The organism is Paenibacillus apis, from assembly GCF_018333295.1.
In the GTDB taxonomy this organism is placed as follows: Bacteria; Bacillota; Bacilli; order Paenibacillales; family Paenibacillaceae; genus Fontibacillus; species Fontibacillus antibioticophila.
Genome location: NZ_BORS01000003.1, coordinates 1 through 20,823 on the forward strand (window position 1 = coordinate 1; position 20,823 = coordinate 20,823).

Annotated in this window: 11 protein-coding genes; 4 read left to right on the forward strand and 7 right to left on the reverse strand. The window is 49.1% G+C overall.

The window, feature by feature from the left end; all coding sequences use genetic code 11:
- Nucleotides 1-497 precede the first annotated feature (497 nt).
- The 5 genes from KI362_RS04775 to KI362_RS04795 form a co-directional block, all read right to left on the reverse strand.
- A complete protein-coding gene (locus KI362_RS04775) occupies nucleotides 498-2,189 on the reverse strand; it encodes a glycoside hydrolase family 13 protein (RefSeq protein ID WP_301625290.1) in 1,692 nt (563 codons plus the stop codon).
- Between the two features lie 219 nt (nucleotides 2,190-2,408).
- Nucleotides 2,409-4,496 (reverse strand): methyl-accepting chemotaxis protein, encoded by a 2,088-nt coding sequence (locus KI362_RS04780; RefSeq protein WP_301625292.1) that lies wholly within the window; start codon nucleotides 4,494-4,496, stop codon nucleotides 2,409-2,411.
- Between the two features lie 151 nt (nucleotides 4,497-4,647).
- Nucleotides 4,648-5,493, reverse strand: coding sequence for a sugar ABC transporter permease (locus tag KI362_RS04785; RefSeq protein WP_301625294.1), 846 nt, complete (start codon nucleotides 5,491-5,493; stop codon nucleotides 4,648-4,650).
- A complete protein-coding gene (locus KI362_RS04790) occupies nucleotides 5,490-6,791 on the reverse strand; it encodes a carbohydrate ABC transporter permease (protein ID WP_301625296.1) in 1,302 nt (433 codons plus the stop codon). Before KI362_RS04790 ends, KI362_RS04785 begins: the two co-directional genes overlap by 4 nt.
- Nucleotides 6,792-6,882: 91 nt before the next feature.
- Nucleotides 6,883-8,205: a sugar ABC transporter substrate-binding protein gene (locus KI362_RS04795; protein WP_301625297.1), complete on the reverse strand. Its 1,323-nt coding sequence runs from the start codon at nucleotides 8,203-8,205 to the stop codon at nucleotides 6,883-6,885.
- 433 nt (nucleotides 8,206-8,638) lie between these two features.
- Between KI362_RS04795 and KI362_RS04800 the strand changes: the two genes are divergently transcribed.
- The 4 genes from KI362_RS04800 to KI362_RS04815 all read left to right on the forward strand — a co-directional run bounded on the left by KI362_RS04800 (nucleotide 8,639) and on the right by KI362_RS04815 (nucleotide 14,790).
- A complete protein-coding gene (locus KI362_RS04800) occupies nucleotides 8,639-10,390 on the forward strand; it encodes an alpha-glycosidase (RefSeq protein WP_301625299.1) in 1,752 nt (583 codons plus the stop codon).
- Between the two features lie 209 nt (nucleotides 10,391-10,599).
- On the forward strand, nucleotides 10,600-11,634 hold the full coding sequence (locus KI362_RS04805; protein ID WP_044480361.1) for a LacI family DNA-binding transcriptional regulator: 1,035 nt from the start codon (nucleotides 10,600-10,602) through the stop codon (nucleotides 11,632-11,634).
- Nucleotides 11,635-11,722: 88 nt separating this feature from the next.
- Entirely contained in the window at nucleotides 11,723-12,382 is a 660-nt protein-coding gene (gene pgmB / locus KI362_RS04810; RefSeq protein ID WP_301625302.1) for a beta-phosphoglucomutase, read from the forward strand.
- Nucleotides 12,383-12,471: 89 nt separating this feature from the next.
- Nucleotides 12,472-14,790, forward strand: a complete 2,319-nt coding sequence (locus KI362_RS04815) for a glycoside hydrolase family 65 protein (protein ID WP_301625304.1) — start codon at nucleotides 12,472-12,474, stop codon at nucleotides 14,788-14,790.
- 66 nt (nucleotides 14,791-14,856) lie between these two features.
- Here KI362_RS04815 and KI362_RS04820 read toward each other — a convergent pair whose 3' ends face one another.
- Both KI362_RS04820 and KI362_RS04825 read right to left on the reverse strand, forming a co-directional pair.
- Nucleotides 14,857-15,255 (reverse strand): RNA polymerase sigma factor, encoded by a 399-nt coding sequence (locus KI362_RS04820; RefSeq protein WP_301625306.1) that lies wholly within the window; start codon nucleotides 15,253-15,255, stop codon nucleotides 14,857-14,859.
- Between the two features lie 258 nt (nucleotides 15,256-15,513).
- Nucleotides 15,514-20,793: an endo-beta-N-acetylglucosaminidase gene (locus tag KI362_RS04825; RefSeq protein ID WP_301625307.1), complete on the reverse strand. Its 5,280-nt coding sequence runs from the start codon at nucleotides 20,791-20,793 to the stop codon at nucleotides 15,514-15,516.
- Between the last annotated feature and the right edge of the window lie 30 nt (nucleotides 20,794-20,823).

Genomic DNA, 20,823 nt, shown 5'->3' on the forward strand with positions numbered 1-20,823 from the left:
AAAAAGTATCTCGAAATGACTGAGTTTCTAGAATGGCGCAAGAACAGGAAAAAAGGAGATTCAAAAGTAGTTCGGATCGGCTAGACAATCTCTGACGAGGATTTTACACACAATAATGGACTTGACCGTCGTGCGGTGATTTTAGTGCACAATGTCACTAAAATTGCTGGCGTGGGTGGTCGAGCGCCGATTTTAATGCACAATGTCACTAAAATTGCTGGCGTGGATGCTTCATGCGGCCATTTTAATGCACAATGTCACTAAAAGCTTCAAGGCTTGCCAAAACCAGTTTGAAGGCCGAGCGGATTTCCCGCGCTCCTCGCTTAGAAAGCCGCAGTGGACGCAAGAAACCAAGGATTCAAGCGAGAAAAGACCGCTTAGCTCCTTGGTTTCTATGTGAAGACCGCTCTATTTTGTTATTAAGGGGTACAGAATTTTACTTGGGGATGCCCTCTTTTGTGCCGCCACAAGCTCGATATCGTCGAGTACGGACATTATTATACTGGAAGTCTATATACTCGAGCTTCATAAGGACGGAGCGTTAATTGCAGCAACTCCTGGAGGTCTATGCCGTTTTGCACCTGCTCTCCATAGTTGGCTAGAAGCAGATCAGCCTTCATCTCCCTGTTCAGCAGCTCAGGGGAAATTGTAAAGACTGCCGGAGAGGCGGAAAGGTTCGTAATGATCAGAAGACGCTCCGAATCCAGTGTGCGAGTATAAGCATATATTTGCTCGTCCTCCGCCAGCAGCAAGTCATAGCTGCCATACACTGCAGTAGCATGAGCATTGCGGAGCGCGATCAAGCTCTTGAAATAATGATAGATAGAGTCCGGATCACGCAGGGACGACTCTACATTGATATCCACATAATTCGGATTGACCTTCATCCATGGAGTGCCGGTTGTAAACCCAGCCTGCGGAGTGCTATTCCATTGCATTGGCGTTCTGGAATTATCCCGGCCGTTCTTCCAGATAACCGGCATAATCTCCTCATGGCTCTTGCCGTTCTCCTTCTCGATCCGATACCAGTTCTTCATCGAGACATCATCATAATCTTCTATGGAAGGGAATTGCACATTCGTCATGCCAATCTCCTGTCCCTGATAAATGAACGGCGTGCCCTGCATCAGAAAATACATCGTAGCCAGCGCCTTTGCGGATTCAATCCGGAAATTGCTGTCATTGCCCCAGGTCGATACAGAACGGGGCTGATCATGATTTTCGAGGAATAAGGCATTCCATCCGGTCCCTTCCAGCTCTTTCTGCCATTTGGTAAGCACCTGCTTCAGGCGAGGCAGATCGAGTCCGTTATCCAGGCTTTTTTGCCAGAGTCCCATGTGCTCAAATTGAAAAATCATATTGAACTTCCCGCGTTCTTCACCGACCCAATGGTCCGCTTCCGACGCCTTCACCCCGCTGGCTTCCCCGACGGTCATAATGTCATGCTTATCGAAGGTCGCCTGCTTCAGCTCGGACAGCAGTTCATGAATCCCTTCACGGTTCATATGTCCTGCCTCTGAAGGGAGATAGCGAAGCTTGCTCGGATTAGGCATATCGGGGAATCCCGTCGTTTTCTTGATATGGGAGATCGCATCGACACGGAAGCCGTCGATTCCTTTGTCGAGCCACCAGTTGATCATTTCGTAAATTTCCCGGCGCATCTCGGGATTTTCCCAGTTCAGGTCCGGCTGACGTCTGGAAAATACATGCATAAAGTATTGTCCAGTGTGCTCGTCATACTCCCAAATCGATCCTCCAAACAAGCTGGCCCAGTTATTCGGCTCCCTGCCGTCCTTCGGATCAGCCCAAATATAATAATCCCGCTTCGGATTATCAAGCGAGGAACGCGATTCAATAAACCAAGGATGTTCATCCGAGGTATGATTGACAACCAGATCCATGATTAACCGCATGCCTCTTGCATGCACCTCTCTCAGCAGATCATCAAAATCCTCCATCGTGCCGAACTCATCCATAATGCCCTGATAGTCCGACACATCGTACCCATTGTCATCGTTGGGTGATTTGTAGATCGGACAGATCCAGATGATCCCAATCCCCAGCTCCTTCAGATAATCCAGCTTGGAGATCATACCGCGCAGATCGCCAATTCCGTCCCCGTTGCTGTCCATGAAGCTCCGCGGATAAATTTGATAGGCTGTTGCCTCTTTCCACCATGTTCTCTTCATGCCGTTTCTTCACTCCTCAAATCTCTTTCTCTATGCCGGTATCTTAAGGGTTGCCCGCTATCTGTATCGGCATTCAATTTCGGCTGTTGTGTCCAACTTATTATAGCGGTTTCTTATGCTTTGCGCAATCGTTTGCGCAAGAGATCGGAAAGATCATTCGGCAAAGGACAAAGTAAAACCCGCCATTTAAACATTGACGGGTTTTACGAGCCTCTACTATTATTTAACTTGCTCTGGACGTTCTGCGTCGGGCTTGGTTGCTTCACTTTCTTCTACCTGAAACACACTGAGCGACTGCTTAAGGGATTCTGACAGCTCCTCCAGGCGATTAGAGAGCTTAACAAGCTCCTCACTGACTCCGTGCTGCTCTGAAGCGACCGAGGCAACCTCCTCCGTCGAAGCGTTCGTCTGCTGTACTACCGAGCTGACATTTGTGATAAAGTCCCTTAATTGCGATTGGGAACGGATTAATTCCTTCACGGAAGCCGAAGAGTTCTCGATTTCTTCGATGAAGCTGTTCATTTCCGTGCTAACATTCCGGAAGATCGACGAAGCCTCCTTCACGGACTCCAGCTGTTCCGCAAACATCGGCGTGACCTCGCCCAGCACATGCAACGTGGACGCAATCGCCTCCTGAATTTCCTCGGTTATGGCGGATACATTCTGGATAGATTCGTTGGAGGCCATCGACAGCTTCCGAATCTCATCTGCAATGACAATAAAGCCTTTACCCGCTGCCCCTGCCCGTGAGGCTTCAATTGAAGCATTGAGTGACAGGATATTCGTCTGCTTGGTCATCTCGATCATTGGCGCCAGGATATTCCGTATAGAATAGGTGCTCTTGCTCAATTTATCGGAATTGTCCTCGATGAGGCTCGTCATTTGAGAAACAGATTCCGTCTTTTCAACTAAATGCTCCATGTATTCCTGTCCCTGGCGGCTGACCTCAATGACCCGCCCTGCCGATTGATCCATCGTGGTATTAAGCTCGACAACACGGTTCATTTGAACACCAATCTCCTCGGCCAACTCGGTTCCTTTTTCCGCCTCTCCGGCTAACCCGGAGGCTCCGCGAGCAATTTCTCCGGTTGCCATGGCAATTTCTTGCGCAGTATTCGCGGTATCCCGAGAAGCCTTCGACAAATTTTCTGCGGTGGACAACAATGCTACTGTCGAGCCCTGGGTATGCTCCACCAACAACGAAATCTGCTCCAGCATCCGGTTAAAGCTATGGCCGAGCCGCCCGATTTCATCTTTTCCTTTAAAGCCAGCACGCACCTTCAGATTTCCTTGCTCCCCCTGCTCCATCAGTGTCGAGAGCTTCTGCAGCGGCTTCCCGACCATCCGGTACAAATAATAACCAATGGCCAAGGCCACCAGAATAGAGGCAACCAACACATACAGCGTAACTCCGATCAGCTTGTCCGCCGCGCTCAGGAAATCACTTTCAGGCGCATAACCGATCAGCCGCCAATTGACAGATTGCAGCTGCCGGAAGACAACAAGCTGATTCGTGCCCGCTTCATCCTTCGCGGTGAAGGATTCCCCCTTGCTGATCCGCTCCTCGCTGACCGTAATGTAGGATTGCGTCTCCAGGAGATTCTTGTCGAAAGCATGCACGATCACCTGCTCCGGGCTCACAATCCGGACCTCGCCGCCATTTCCGATCTTCAAATTCGCCAAGCTCTCGGTAACAGCTTCGCTTTTAATCTCAATGAGCAGCACATACTCCGCCTCCTGATTATTCAGGTTCTGCAACAGCCGCCCCATCGTAATCGTCGGCTCATTGGATGACTCAAAAAAGCCCTTCTGAAGCCCCGGGATCCAGACTGGCTTGCCGCCCGCATCCACGATGCTCTGAATTCGGGATTTGGTAGCCTCCGTGGTCTGAGTTCCACTGGCGCCGGAGGAAAAATAAGTCTTGGACATATCCATGCGATTGATCAGACGAATGCCTGTCAGCCTGTTATCAGAGCCCTTCAATGCATCCAGCTTGTTCTTGATTCGGGTCTCGGCGGCAGTCTTCTTGATAATGTCGATATTTGCATCCGAAACCGCTTCCAAATCGCTTTTCAAGGCTTGGTCTACCGCCAACTGTCTGGAGGAGGATTCATACTGGGCGAACAAGAAATCCAGCTTGTCCGCTGCTTGCTCAATCGCCTGGGATGACGCCAATCCCACCTGCTCGCGGATGATCTCCTTCGACATTAAGTAGGAACTGTAGCCGAGTATTGCAGACAAAAAAACAACCGTAACAAAGAGAATCATAGACACCTTCGTGCCCACGGATTTGAACTGCAGCTTCATCCTGTGTCTCCCCTTTTTAACTCTTGTAAAAAAATTTAACTAATATGGTCCCGGATCAGGCAGGCGTGTGAAAAGATCTTAATCAATATGTATTAAAAAAAGGGTATAGCTCCCTTGTAAGTAAGCTATACCCTGATGGACAAAAGGATGTTTACCCCTTGCTCGCTCCCGAAGTCAAACCTTCGACAAGGAAGCGCTGCATGATCATAAACAAGATGGTAATCGGAACAGCAATGAGGACAGCACCGGCAGCAAACACGGTAAAGTTGGAGTTCTGCTGCGAAGCCACCATATCCCACATCCCGACAGCGAGCGTCCAGTTCTCCTTGGAACGGAGGATCAGACGGGCGAAGATAAAGTCCACCCACGGTCCTACGAACTGAAGAAGAGCCAGATAAGTCAGAATCGGACGGGACAGCGGCAATATAATGTGAGCAAAGATTCGGAAATTGCCTGCACCGTCAATTCTGGCCGCTTCGTCAAGCGAGCGCGGAATCGTATCGAAGAAGCCCTTGGCAATCAGTGTTAGTCCCAGCGGCGCTCCACAGGAGTATACCAGTACCAGGGCATAAGGATTATCCAGCAGCGACCATTCCTTCAAGAGCAGGAAGATTGCGATCATACTCATGAAGCCCGGGAACATCCCGAGAATCATCAGAATGGACAGAAAATTCTGACGATTCTTGAACCGGAAACGGGACAACGCATAGCTTGTCAGGAGCGTTAATGCGACGCCGAGCAGCATGGAGAGCACCGCAATCTTGAGCGTGTTCATATACCATTGCGGGAACAAGATGATGCGGGAATTGAACAGCTCGCTATAATGCTGCAAGGTGAAGCTCTCAGGAATAAGCGTCTTGCTGTAGAGCGATTTCCCCGGACGAACGGAGCCCAGTATGATCCAGAGTGCCGGATACACCGCACAGACCGCAAGGATAATCAGCATAAGATAGCTGAGCGCCAAGCGCACGACGTTTTTTTGTTTGCGATTACTCATTGGATCATGTCCTCCTCTTTAAACGACTTGGTTCTGCGATAGTTATAAATCGAGAACGAGGCAATGATCACGAAGATAATGATCCCGACGGCGGACGCCATATTGTACTTGTTCTGGGTCAGCGTCAGCTTATACAGCCAGGTAACGAGCAGGTCCGTCGCACCTGCATATTGGTAGTCGCCCTTAACCGGATCACCGCCGGTGAGCAGGAAGATCATATTAAAGTTGTTGATATTGCCTGCAAACTGTGTAATGAGCGTCGGCGCAGTGGTAAACAGCACCATAGGCAGCGTAATAATTCTAAATTTCTGATAACCGCTGGCTCCATCAACCTCGGCAGCCTCATAGAGATCTCTTGGGATCGTGGTCAGTACGCCCATAATAAGCAGCATCGAGACCGGAATCCCAACCCACATATTGACTAGGATTACGGTGACCTTAGCCCAGATTTCATGGGTCAACCAAGGAATCTGGTCGATCCCGAAATATTGCAGATACTGATTGATCGGGCCGAATTGGCCGTTAAACATATTTCTCATGACAAGCAGCGAGATCAACTGCGGAATGGCGTAGGGAAGAATCAGGATCGTTCTCCAAAACCCTTTGAACTTGATGCCTTGCTGATTGATCAGCAGAGCTACGAGCAGACCCCCAAAGTAGGTGGTCACAGTCGACAGAACCGCCCAGATAATGGTCCAGGTCAGAACGCCATAGAACGTATGGCTCCAGGTTTTGAGCGCGAGCAGATTTTTAAAGGTATCGAATCCGACCCAATCGACAAGCTTTACCGGCGGAATATGATTAGGTGACGAATAGTTGGTAAAGGCGATCATCACCATGAAAATGATCGGCAGAATCGTAAAGCATAGAATTCCGAGCGTTGGAATGCTTAACATGGCCATCGGGAATTTGTAATCAAGCACATAACGGACCGTCTGAACGAAATTGTTCGACCGATGGCCTTCCTCACGAAGGCGAGCAACCTTTCTTGCATCGCGAATATTCTGAATGTAGACCACAAGAAAGATGATTAAGAATATAATTGTAATCAAGCTCTCGATCATAATGAAGATGGAATGGTCGCCCTCGATCCATTTTCCTTTGACTAATGTCCGGGGAACATCCCCCAAGGTGACAATGCCCCAGAAGGCCCTGCCCAAATTGTTGATAAAGTAACTGACGCAAAAAAATTCAAATACAAGAAACAGTAACCCTTTAATATATTGCCTGTTATATATCTGTCCCAGGCCCATACTTAAAATCGACAGTATCGTTGCTTTGTTCCGATGTCGGTCCATCACATATTCTCCTCTCCCTTGAAAATCAAGGAATTACCCGCCGCCAAGTGGCGGCGGGTCAACTAAATCATTTAGGCTCGCTGAAGTAAGCTTATTCTGCAGCTCCGTTATTCAAATCAGTAATTTGTTGAATTGCTTTTTCCATTGCAGTCTTAGGATCTGCTTGGTTGTTCCAGATTTCAGGCAGAGCTGCATTCACTGGAGACCATACATTAGACATTTCCGGTATCGAAGGCATTGGCTCGGAGTTCTTGGCTTGCTCAGCAAATCCCGAGATAAATGGATCGTTCTTGATTTGATCTACTTCAAGAGCTTCCAGGTTCGTAGGAATGGAACCAATCTTTTCGTTCAACAGTAATTGCGCTTCTTTGCTGGATGCGAACTGAGAATAGAGTTTGGCAGCATTCGGATATTTCGTATAGGAGCTGACAACATAAATCTTAACTCCGGAGAAGGAGATTGCTGGTTTACCTGCAACTGTAGGAATTGGAGCTACAGCCAGGTTGTCACCAAGAGCTTCCTTATAGCCGGCAAGCTCCCAAGGACCGTTAATGTCCATGGCTACGTCGCCCGTATTGAACAAGCCGCGCTTGATATCCGGGTTGATGTCGCCGCTGTTGATCGGCAGAATTTCCTTCAGGCTTTGGAATACCTTCAAGCCTTCAATCGCACCTTCATTGGCAAGACCCATGTCATCCTTGTTCGTTCCGTTGTCGCCGAACAGGTAACCGCCGGTACTTGCGATGAACGGATAGTTGAAGTACATGTTGCCTGTTTCCCACATCAATGCATATTTCTTCTTGGCAGGATCATTGAAAGTCTTCGCGAAGGCAATAACATCATCAAACGACTTTGGCGGCTCAGGAAGCAAAGATTTATTGTAGAACAACGCTGTTGTCTCCACTGCTCTCGGATAACCGTATAATGTCCCTTCGTAAGTAGAAGCAATGATCGATGCTTCCGTGTTATTCTTTGTCGTTTCTTCACCGAACTCGTCGTTCGCAAGAATCATGCCCGATTGAGCTGCGTTACCAAGGTGATCGTGCGGGATAACCATAACGTCTGCACCCAGACCCGACGGTCCGTCCGTCGTAATCTTGCCGACTTGGTCAGGAACCGCGACTTCTTCAATCTTGATCTTCACGCCATATTTCTCTTCAAATTGCTTGGCAATTTCTTCAGTGAAAGCTACTTCTTCTTTACTTTCCCATACCAGAAGCTCAGCGCCTTCTTCAGGCTGAAGTCCTTCTGTTCCGGTGTTTTCAGAGCCTGTATTGGTTTGATTGTCGGCAACCGGTGTATTTGTTCCGTTGTTTGCTCCATTGTTTGCCGTATTGTTGCCGCCGCCACATGCCGTAAGCGATGCAACCAACGTCAGGCTTGCGAGTAATACCATTGTCTTTTTCAACTTCATAAAGCGAACCCCTCCTAAATTTTGTACAAGCTGCCTCAATTAAGGAATTTAACTTTCAGAAACTTGCGCAAACGATTCCAATCAAAAGCAAAGGATTCGTGTTATTTCGCTGAATCCAGGGATCCAACCTTGCTTTTCTGACCGGAAAGCGCTTTATTTCTGAAATCATAATACAACATGAGGTCCATTTTGTAAAAACGTTTGCACACGTGCTTATTGGGTAATTCCCTTTAATTTTCTTCCATATCCTTCGATATGCTCTCTATTTCATAATAAATCATAATAATTATTTGTGCGCTCCTTTCTGTTTCATAGCTTGTACCTTCGAAAAACGAATGTTATAATGCCGTTATTTTCCCCACCCAGAATGCAATTATGCAACTTGGGGAATGCCATTGCTGTCAGCTTGATTATCAACTGAGGAGGTTTCGTTATGCTGCTTGAGGCTGTGTTTCACAGGCCAAAGCTGAATTGGTGCTACGCTTATGATCTTGAAACCATTCACCTTCGCCTGCGCTGTAAAAAGGGGGATTTGACCGAGGTCTTTGCTTGGATCGGCGACAAGTATATGTGGGATCAAAGTAAAGAATTAGTACCTATGTCTATCCTGACGTCCGACGAATTATTTGATTATTGGGAATGTGCAGTTAAACCGCCTTATCGGCGTCTCAAGTACGGATTCCAGCTGAAATCAGGCGATGAAACCGTATGGATGAACGAGAATAAGTTCTTTACGGAAGAGCCCGCCGAGCCGGACCGTTTATTTGAGTACCCTTTCATCAATCCTGCTGATGTCTACAAAGTGCCCGATTGGGTCAAGGATGCGATATTCTATCAGATTTTTCCGGAGCGTTTTGCCAACGGTAATCCTGACAATGATCCCGAAGGCGTGTTTCCATGGGGCGGCAAACCGGAGCGTGACAATTTCTTTGGCGGAGATCTCCAGGGCGTAATGGATCATCTCGATCACCTTTGCGAACTGGGAATAACGGCGATATACTTCACTCCCCTATTTCTTGCTACCACGAATCACAAATATGACACGGCTGATTATATGGAGATTGATCCGCATTTCGGCGATCTGGAGACAGCCAAGCGCTTGGTTCAAGCCTGTCATGACCGGGGAATTCGGGTTCTGTTCGATGCCGTCTTCAATCACTCCGGCAAAACCTTTGCCCCCTTTGTCGATGTACTGGAGAAAGGAGATCAATCTCAATACAAGGACTGGTTCTCCGTTCGGCAGTTCCCGCTGGAGGTAAAGGACGGAATTCCGACCTATGATACGTTCGCCTTTGAGCCGATGATGCCCAAGCTGAACACCCGGCATCCCGACGTTCAGAAATACCTGCTCGGTGTGGCGGATTTCTGGGTGCGTGAGGTTGGAATCGACGGTTGGCGGCTGGACGTGGCTGATGAGGTCGATCATCAGTTCTGGAGAGAATTCCGCCAGACGGTCAAAGCCGCGAATCCGGAGGCGTATATTCTTGGCGAAATATGGCATGAATCCTCTCCTTGGCTTCAAGGCGACCAATTCGATGCCGTGATGAACTATCCGTTCACGGACGCCGTTCTGGATTTTGTGGTTCGAGGTACTCTGGATGCGAAGGGCTTTGCAGAGAGTATTGGCAGACAACTGTCGCGTTACCCGCGTCAGGCCAGCGAGGTGGCCTTCAATTTGCTGGACAGTCACGATACTCCGCGTTTGTTGACCCTGTGCAAGGGAGATAAGCGAAAAATGAAGCTCGCTGCCCTGTTTCAATTCACTTATTCAGGTACGCCTTGCATTTATTATGGCGATGAGATCGGGCTTGACGGCGGGGCTGACCCGGATTGTCGGAAATGTATGCCTTGGGATCCTCGGGACCAGGATCTTGAACTCTACGAGTTCTACCGTACGCTGATTCGGATCCGCAAGGATTTGGCTCCGCTTCGGACGGGCTCTATTCGTTTTCTGAGCGCGGATGCCGGAGGAAGCGCCCTAGTATTTGAACGGAAGCTCGGCAAGGAACGGGTGATCGTGCTGTTGAACAATCTGGATACTGCCCAGACGTTAAAGGTGAATCACGGTGGTGCAAATTGGGTCGATGCATGGACCGGCAATCTCTTTGAAGCCTCTGAGGAGGAAGCCCCGCTGCAGGTTCGTCTTCCTGCCTATGGATACGCGATCTTGAAAAAACAAATTTAACCAAAGCCCGCTACAGGCCGTTCTGCGCGCTTCTTGCCCACGGGCAGCCTGCCCCTGGTTCTCAGTCTCATTTTTCGCGCAAACGTTTGTATTTTTAAAGCACTTTTGTCACATTCAAAGATTGATTGCCCGGTGTATCTATTTACTTTCCTGAGTCTTTAGATTAATATTACAATGTAAAGCAAACGGTTCCACAGAGGAGGTTTTTTATGGCTGTAACTATTAAAGATGTTGCTAAAAAGGCCGGTGTTTCCCCCTCTACGGTGTCCCGGGTGCTATCCAATCATCCAAGAATTAGTATCGAAACTTCGAGAAAAGTCAAAGAAATCATGGATCAACTTGGTTATCACCCCAATATCATGGCTAAGAGTCTGGTCTCCAAGACGACGAACAGCATATGCATTATGCTTCCGAAGTCTGCCGAGGAACTCTTCTCGAACTATTTCTTTATGGAATTGATTCGGGGAATTGTAACCCAGGCGAGCAAGCTTGGCTATGATATCCTGATTAGTTCAGGCGCCAACGAGAAGGAAGAGGTTGAATGTGTCTCCAGGCTGCTGAACGGTCGGCGGGTTGATGGCGTCATTCTATTGTATTCAAGAAAGGATGACCCTGTTGTCCGGTTCCTGGAAGAAAACGGTCATCCCTTCGTCCTGATTGGCCGGAGCGAGCATTATCCCGAATGTCTGTCCGTGGATAATGATAATGTGCAGGCTTCCTATGATGCCACGAAGCATCTTATTTCCTTGGGGCATGAACGTATTGGATTCGTCAGCGGTCCTCCTGATCTTGTCGTATCCAGAGATCGGCTCAAGGGATATATGAACGCCTTGAATGATTCCGGATTGGAAATGCGTCCCGAATGGATTGTCGAGGGAGAGTTTTTGCAGGAAAGCGGCTACCGGGCGATGTCCTTTTTCATGAATTTGCCTAATCGTCCGACAGCCATTGTTGTCATTGATGATGTGGTGGCTTTCGGTGTATTGCGCGGATTGCATGAGCTGAAGTACAAGGTGCCGGAGGATTTATGCCTTGTCAGCTTCAATAACATCCCGATCGCCGAGTTGTCCACGCCTCCATTGAGCAGTATTGATATCGGCATCTACAATCTGGGCTATACCGCTTCCCAGGTGCTGATCCAGGCAATTCAGAACAACAACGACAAAAAGTATCAACGCAGACAGATCATCCCTCATCGGCTGATCGTGCGAGACTCATCGATGTATTCTGTCTCCAAGAAATGACTCCATGACGAATAAAAGGAGCGACAGCCGCTTCTTTTATTTTTCAAGTATTGTTCAAACGTTTGCGCTATAAAGGGGGAAATAAATAATGACAAATTCAGTCAAGGCCTGCCTATTCGATCTTGACGGCGTATTGGTGGATACCGCCAAATATCACTACCTGGCCTGGAAGCGTCTTGCAGAGGAATTAGGCTTCGCGTTTACCGAGCAGGATAATGAGCGCCTGAAGGGTGTCAGTCGAATGGCTTCCTTGGACATACTTCTTAGTATCGGCGGAATCAGCCTTGAAGAAGCTGCCAGACTGGAGCTTGCTGAACGCAAAAACAATTGGTATGTCGACATGATCTCGAAAATGGATCGTTCCGAGATTTTACCCGGGGCCCTTGAGTTTTTGCAGGAATGTCGGAATAACGGAATCAAGGTTGCGCTCGGCTCAGCCAGTAAAAATGCAATGACCATCCTCAATAATACCGGGTTGACACCGTATTTTGACGCGATCGTCGACGGAACCAAGACCGCGGCAGCCAAGCCTGATCCTGAGGTATTCACCCTGGGGGCTGCTGAACTTGGAGTAAGCCCAGAGGAATGCATCGTCTTCGAGGACGCCGAAGCCGGGATTGAGGCCGCGGCTCGCGCCGGGATGCGCAGCATAGGCATCGGATCGGAAGAAACCTTGGGCGAAGCGAATCTGGTCATTCCGTCGCTTGAGCATATGTCCTACCGACGTCTTTCAGAGCTGCAGGCTTAATCGTATCTCTTGTTCAATACCAGAATAAATTTAAAATGCGAGGTCAAAAAGTCGGCTTTTTGAACTACCTCTAAAAGGAGCAGGTTTTCATGAGACAATACTTAAAAATGGATGAATGGTCAATTATCGAGGAATCCTTTGACCCGTCAACCCATGAGATTTCCGAGAGTATTTTCAGCATCGGCAATGGATATATGGGACAGCGGGCTAACTTTGAAGAGAAGTACAGCGGCGCGTCCCTGCAGGGTAGTTATATGGCCGGTGTCTATTATCCCGATAAAACCCGTGTCGGCTGGTGGAAGAACGGGTATCCGGAGTATTTTGCCAAGGTGCTGAACAGTACGAACTGGATCGGTATTCATGTGCTCCTAGACGGAGTTGCCCTGGATCTGGCTCAGTGCGAGGTCAAAGCGTTCGTCCGTGAATTGAATATGAAGGAAGGCTACCTCTCCCGCCGGTTCACGGCTGTCATGGAGGACGGCAAGGAGCTGAGGGTTGAGACCGTTCGATTTGTCAGCATGAAGCGCCATGAAATCGGGGCCATCCGCTATGCGGTCACTCCGCTTAATTTCTCAGGTATGATCACCTTCGTCCCTTATCTGGACGGCGATGTGAAGAACAAGGATTCCAACTATGAAGAGAAGTTCTGGCTTGAGGTTGAGAAAAATGCCGGACCGGAGCGCTCCTACCTGACTCTGAAGACGAAGAAGCTTGATTTCCACGTCACTTCGGTAATGTCCTTTGATGTAACAAAGAATGGAACGGCGCTTGAGCTTCAGCCTGTGCTTGTTGAGAACGAGAAATATGTGTCCTCCGAGGTTTCCTTTGAGACGGCTAAGGATGAGACGCTGACCCTTTATAAATATGTAGCCAATGTCACCTCCCGTGATCATGGTCTGGGCCAACTGGTTGAAGCAGGGACAGCAGCGCTGTCTGCAGCGAAATCGGCCGGATTTGATGTCCTCCTTCAAGAACAGGCTGATGCCTGGGCGGAAAAATGGAAGGGCAGCGACATCATCATCGAAGGGGACGTATCGGCACAGCAAGGAATTCGCTTTAATATTTTCCAATTGAATCAAACCTACACCGGGGAAGACGACCGTCTGAATATCGGGCCGAAAGGCTTCACTGGTGAAAAATATGGCGGCAGCACCTATTGGGATACCGAGGCTTATTGTGTGCCTTTCTATCTCAGCACGGCTGATTCGTCCATTGCCCGCAATCTGCTCATTTATCGTTACAAGCACTTGGAAAAGGCTAAGGAGAACGCCCGCAAGCTTGGCTTCACCAAGGGTGCGCTGTATCCGATGGTTACGATGAACGGGGAAGAATGCCACAACGAGTGGGAAATTACGTTTGAAGAAATTCACCGGAACGGTGCGATTGCCTACGCCATTTATAACTATGTCAATTACACCGGAGACAAAGCTTACTTGGGTCAATATGGACTTGAGGTGCTTGCGGAAATTTCCCGGTTCTGGGAAGAGCGCGTTAATTTCTCCAAGGAAAAGGGCAAATACGTGATGCTGGGCGTTACCGGTCCGAATGAATACGAGAATAACGTAAATAACAACTGGTACACGAACCGGATCGCAGTCTGGACGCTGGAATATACGTTGGAAGTGCTGGAGGAGTTAAGCAAGCATGAGCCGGCGCGTTATAAGGAATTGGTTGAGAAGCTAGGCCTTCGTGAGGAAGAAACAAGCAAGTGGAAGGATATTATCGCGAATATGTATTATCCGTTGGATAATGAGCGCGGCGTCTTCCTGCAGCAGGATGGCTTCCTGGATAAAGAGCTTGTTCCGGTCAAGGAATTGGCGCCGGAGCATCTCCCGCTGAACCAGAACTGGTCCTGGGACCGGATTCTCCGCTCCTGCTACATTAAGCAGGCAGACGTGCTTCAAGGGTTGTATTTCCTCGGAGATCGTTATGATCTGGAGACGAAGAAACGGAACTTCGACTTCTATGAGCCATTGACGGTTCACGAGTCCTCCTTGTCGCCTTGCGTCCATTCGATTCTTGCTTGCGAACTGGGTTACCAGGAAAAGGCTTATGAGATGTACCTGCGTACTGCCCGCCTGGATCTGGACAACTACAACAACGATACGGAAGACGGCTGCCACACGACAAGCATGGCGGGAACCTGGATGGCCGTTATCCAAGGCTTTGCCGGATTGCGTGTACACAATAACGAGCTGGTGCTCCGTCCTTTCGTTCCGTCGCACTGGATGTCGTTCTCGTTCAAGGTGATGTTCCGCGGCTCCCGCCTGCAGGTCAACGTCACCGAAGACAGCATCATCGTCGCCAACGAAACGGAAACGCCGGCGGCGATCCGGATCTACGACCAGAGCTATACGGTCGGCGCCATGGGCGAAGTCAGATCGAAAAAGTCGTCGATGACGGTCTGATCGGCAAAGACAAATCAAAAACAAATCAAGGACAGGTCACGAGAATTCGTGGCCTTGCCCTTGATTTCATAACCTAAAACTGAAGTCATGCATGTAGCGCAGAAGCAAAACCGCCCTTATTTTCGCGGGTAAGGAGTTCATCAACATCGCCAATTCTTCCGCCGATTCCTTTTCCTCCACCTGTTGATCTACCGCTCTGCCTTCGCTAGCTGCAAATAAAGATGGATTGGCTGATATTTTCCGCTCCAGACTGCGGCGCCTGCGCATGTAATTAAGGCAAAGGTTGACCGTAATTCTCATAATCCATGCCTTCATATGCTCGACGTTTTCCCGGTTCTGGCGAAAGAGGGTCATGAACACCTCCTGGGTCAGATCCTCGGCGTCCGCCGCATCATGCAGCATAAAATAGCATGTCCGGTATACGTCTCGACGATAGGTTTCGAACAGCTCTCGATGGCTCTCCAAATTTAAGACCTCCTCTCCTCTGGTTTAACTTTATAACAATTGGGCGGCGGAAAAGGTTCATTCATTCCGTAAGTTCGGAGGCCGGTGGATTTCCCTCGCTCATCATTTGATCAAGAAAGCCGCAGTGGACGCAAGAAACCAAGGAATCAAGCGGGAGAAGGCCGCTTAGCTCCTTGGTTTCTATATGAATATCACTCTATTTTGTTATCAAAGTGTCCCAGAATTTTACTTCGGGACACCCTCTTCTTTTATCATGCCCTATTCCGAATTCAGCAAGAAGTTTATTGCAAATTGGGCCGCTTCAGCTCTTGTTGCAGATTGTGCCGGTGCAAAATGATCCCCTTGGCCTTTAACAAGTCCAAGCTCGGCAGCAGCATGCACACTCGCGCGAGCCCAGGAAGCGATGCTTGAATCATCCTTGAAGCGGGATGAATCAGATGGTGCCGGAGCATCTACATCCTGCTGCAATTCCAAAGCGCGCATCAGAATAGTAACAATTTCCTGGCGGCTGATTTCGGCATCAGGCTCGAAACGGTCCGCTGAGCGTCCGCTGACTAAGCCGAGCTTCACTAATTTGGCAAGGTCATCCTTGTACCAAGCGTCTGAAGGAACGTCATTGAACTTCAACTCGCTCTGCTCCTTCAAGTGCAGTGCTTTGGCAACAAGGGTTGTAAATTCTGCCCTAGTAATTGTTCGGCCGGGCTCGTACTTATTACCCGGCACACCTTGCGTCCAATGCTTCGCCGCAAGGATTTGGATAGCATTTGCCGCCCAATGAGTATCCGAAACATCCTGGAAGTTGACCTTATACTCCAGAAGCGCGTAGGTCCCTGCCTGCTCAACCTCCAAGCCCATCACATTACCATTTCGGGCTCCCCCCAGATAGGTCAATGTGCCATCATTATTAATCAAGTAGATTCCCAAGAGGTCGGCATTCAGACCGGTAGTAATCGGCATCTTGATGTTCAAAGGCTGAATGGTGGGTTCCGTAATTTCTTTTACCGTCACCCCTTGATTATCGACAACCTTCAAATCCAGCTTAACTGTCGAGCCCTTGAGCGATATTTCTGAACTGGCGGTGACCCCAGCCTGATCCAAGGATATCGGTTGGATACCGAGCTGCAATTTATTTGTGGAGAGAGGAGAATCCCCCAACAAATCCTTCATTTGCTTCAGCACTTCCGGCGGAATGTCCAGGGTCAGTATATCCGTTTCAATGCGAAGAATATTTTGCTTTAACAGTTCTCCGGCATTTAGAGGCAAGTCGATGCTTGTAACTTCCGGTTTTACGGTGATGGCTACAACTCCCGCCTCGCTGGCTTTCAACAAATCTTGCCCCGAGACAATCATTTGGGACGGGTTCGCAGGAGGCAATGGCGAAGTTCCATTTTCCGTCTTTGTTCCTCCGCTATCTCCGCCCGCCCCTTCGTTCGTACCTGTGCCTGGGGATACAGGGACATATAGCTTGAGAATACGGCTCCGAGCCTGCATCAAATTCTCATACGCAGTCCGCACTATATCGGCTGGGCTATCTGCCGTTAAGGCAACAGCCGCAAGATACGCTGAACTGGACTTCAACTCGGCAATGGACTGGGCGGTATATACAGCATCATTTTTCAACGCTCTGATTTGGTTAATTAGGGAGGATAACAGACTCCATTCCGCAGATTGTTCTGTCTCCACCGTAAATAGCACTTCATCGCTTTCTTTTACTCCAATATAATCTCGTCCGTACAAGTGAATGGTATGCGTTACTTCAACCTTATAGGCACCCCCGTCGGAAGCGGCTGCACTGTCAATTGTATAATCCGCATTTGTGGCTCCCGCTATAGGAGCTCCATCTTTAAACCATTGATAGCTCAATACTCCCTCGCCGGATGCTTGCACTGTAAAGGTAACTGTATCGCCAACCTCGGCAGGATTTTTCGAAGCCGCTACCGTATGAATTACCGGATCGGCATTCACAACGAGCGGGGTCACATGCAGGAGCAACTCATTGCTAACCGCTGTGGAAGGGTTACTGCCGGCAATGCCCTGCAGCACTACTCTGAACAGAGCGCCATCGTGCTCAGCTTGAGCCGTAAAAGTATAAGTGCTGGAGCCTTCCCCTACCTGGGTCCATGTGTCGGAGTCCTTGAGCTTTGCTTCCCAGACCACTTGCTCTACATCACCGGTGGTGCTTACGAAAAGAGTAACTTCCTCATTCTCCTTCACTGTCTTTCCTGCATCCAAGTTCCTTTCAAAATCAGGAGCTACGGGATCGGCTGACGCCGGTGTGACGGTTATTGCAGTCTCGGCTTCTCCTACTCCTCCTTCCTCATTGGTGACAATTACTTTGTACTTGAATCCTTCCATGTCCAGAGTAACCCGCGGGATCGAATAGACGGTATCGGTCACGGAAATGCCGTTATAGCCGCTTCCCTCATCGACAGCCCACGAATAAGATAATGCTCCTTTACCGGTAGCAACCGCCTTTAAGGCAGCCGCGGCGCCTTCACGGAAGGAGCCCTCCTTAATAAGCACGACTTCAGGATCCTTAAGCTTCCATTTGGCTGTCAGCGTCAGATCCTGCTTCACGCTATCTGCCGCAAAGTTCCACTTGGTATCGCCATTATACCAGCCCAGGAACTCATAGCCTTCTCTGGTCATCATTGTTGAGGGTTCACTGATCTTGGCCCCAAATGCAGACTCCACGGCTGGAACTGCATGCTCTCCCCCATTCGGATCAAAGGTGACCATGTAGCGCTCCTTGCCTCGCAGATATACTGGCGCCGACTTGTTCCCCGCATAGTCCTCCATCACCACATAGATATTTTCTGCAGTGGAGCTGAAGCTCAGGCTGGCTTTGGTGGTTCGCCCGCGTATGATCCGGTCTTTATTGCCGGCAGCACCGCTGATATAGGTTACCGGGAAATTTTTCAATTCACCATCCTCATAGAAGTACATATACCGCCAATCCCTGGTATTCGGCATCGGCAGACTTAAGGTATCTCCGTTCCAGGCCCATGGTTCTGCGTAAGGCTCGGCAATCTTATCGATAAAGCTCCCGCTGGCCATTACAGACTGTCCGCCGGCAGAAGAGACCGTAACCAGGTAATCGTCGCCATTGACCGGCATATTGTTAAACACAGCAGAGGTGGAGCCGGACGGAACGACCGTTTGTTCATTGACGGGTTGTTCCGTTGTGATCCAGTTTCGGGATGTTACGCTGACGGTAATATCGCCGCTAGTACCAGGTGCATTTATCCAGCTTACCTCCAGCACCCCGTCTTCCCGAGAGTCTACAGTTATGTTCGACGGAGCCGACGTCAAGTCGTAAGGAAGCGTAGCAGCCGGGCCCTCGCGTCCATCCGCCCCAACAGCCGCAACCTTGATAACCCCTGAATCGGCAGGCAGCTGTTTTACATAAAACACTTCATCATATTTGCCGCCCATGTACACATCATTTACGTAGACATTGTATTGTTTTACGCTGGAATAATCGTTGTCCATATTCCACTTAATAATCAATTCCTTCGTGTTCGGGTGGAGCTCTGAAATGGATAATCCGGCCGGAGTGTCGGGTACAACAGCAGAACCGTCGGAAATGGAAATTTGGCCAATGTTCATTTGATAGTCATTCACGACGCCTGCGCCAGGATCGAATACTAAACCAAGAACAGCAACAGATTTACCTGTATATGCGCTCAGGTCGAGCTCTGCGGTAACCCAGCCGTTCGTTTCCTTTCCGCTATCCTGCACAGCAACCTTCACTACATTAGCAGGATCATCCTCAAAGATGAGGCCCGCCTGCAGCGTAGATCCGTCATCCTGGGATGATTTGTTATAAGTAATCGACAGCTTGGATCCCGGATTCACGCTTAGATCCGTTTTGTATAGCCGAAGAAAGTTCTCCGCATCCAAATCGCCGTTAATGACCAGAGAACTACCGCCTTGATAAGCTCCAATTTGCTGATAATTAAAACGTTGAGTTGAGGAAAGGCTATACTCCGGCCCATAATCAAAATCAACGGTCAGCCGGTTGCCATCGGTATCCTGCCACCATTGCCAGGTTACCGGAATATCCTGGAGGCTCATATTGGACCATTCGCTGTCATTCGATACATTTCCGTCAACATAGTAAGACAGCCCGTGACCGGTATTGAAATTCGTATAGAAATTGGTATCGCCAATGACTGACCTTTCCGCGATGACGGAGGCGATTCCCGGCCAATAGCGGTTGTCGGCATAGACATCGGTGGCCGTATTTACGCTCGATTTTGCCGGATTTTTCGGATCAATATTAGGGCCCGACCACCATAGCTGTTCCCGTACCTTCGTCATCCATTGATAGTCATTCTCCGCGCGATGATTGACAGGCCAGGCAAGTCCCATGTCTTCATCCAGACCGGCATGAACAAAGTCAGCTCCCAGTGTGGCAATGCTAACTTGTGGTAAGCCGTTGGAGAGCTTGTTTGACAATGCCGTTCCTTGAACGCTCTTGAAGCGGTCGCGCCCAGCCTCCAGGCCGGCAAATCCGACATCGAACAGGTCAAAATCGGTGCCGTACTGTTGGTTCAAATTATTTAGATAGGCTTTGGCGGAAGTGATCAGGGAGCTCCCCATGCCATAGTCGAAAAAGAAGGATTGCGAAACCTGCTCCCCTGCGTTCTTGTCATACAGGAAGGAAATATTATTATCATTAATCGTTCTGGCAAATGTATTGCTGCCGGTCGCTGTATTCAATGAATCATACCACTGAATATACAGTCCGCCCTTTTGCAGCGCTTTCATAAATCCGATGTAATCGGGAATATCTGCTACGGTGACATTGGGCCCTACTTCCTCTTGGTTGATGAAGTAGCCGTCATACCCGAAATACTCGGCCATTTCAATCAGCTTTTCCGCTACAGGATAATTCCCGTCGTCATCCTTCACGATCATTTGCTTGTAAGTTTGCTGACCGCGGTCATTATTGGAGAAAAAAATGCCGGCCAGCGACATTACCCCATTCTTATGGGCGGCATCGGTGTAGGTCGGATTGGGGATATTCAGCATGCCGAACTCAAACCATTTCTGCTGCCAGTCCTTTTGTGCAAGATCATCATAATATTCCGGTGGAGTATAGGCTGTAGCCGTACCATGCCAAGGAGACCAATAGTCTACATACTGCCAGAAGCCGAAGTGATATTGAGCAAATTTATTGGTGTATGGAGCATTCTCAATAAAAGCATTACCGTAATCGCCGCTGACGTTAGTCATTTTGATATTCGGATCCAGGTCGGGATTGCTTTGTGTAGCGGCCAGCGGGTCAATCCGCTGTTGCAATGGCACTCTGGATCTGAGCAGTTCAGCGCCCGGATCACTCTCGGGGCTCCAATTCAAAACATGCCCGCTGGTATAACCATGTACACTTGGCTGGTTTTCACCATGCGCGCTTTCCCCGGTAAACGGCCAAGTGTCACCCGCCTGCACGTAAAGCGGGAAACTGGTTAGCACCAAAGCAAATGTCAGTATAGTCGAGGCTATCTTTATCTTTTTCTTGTTGCCAAAATTCATTACCTAACCTCCAATTCTTAGTAGACTATA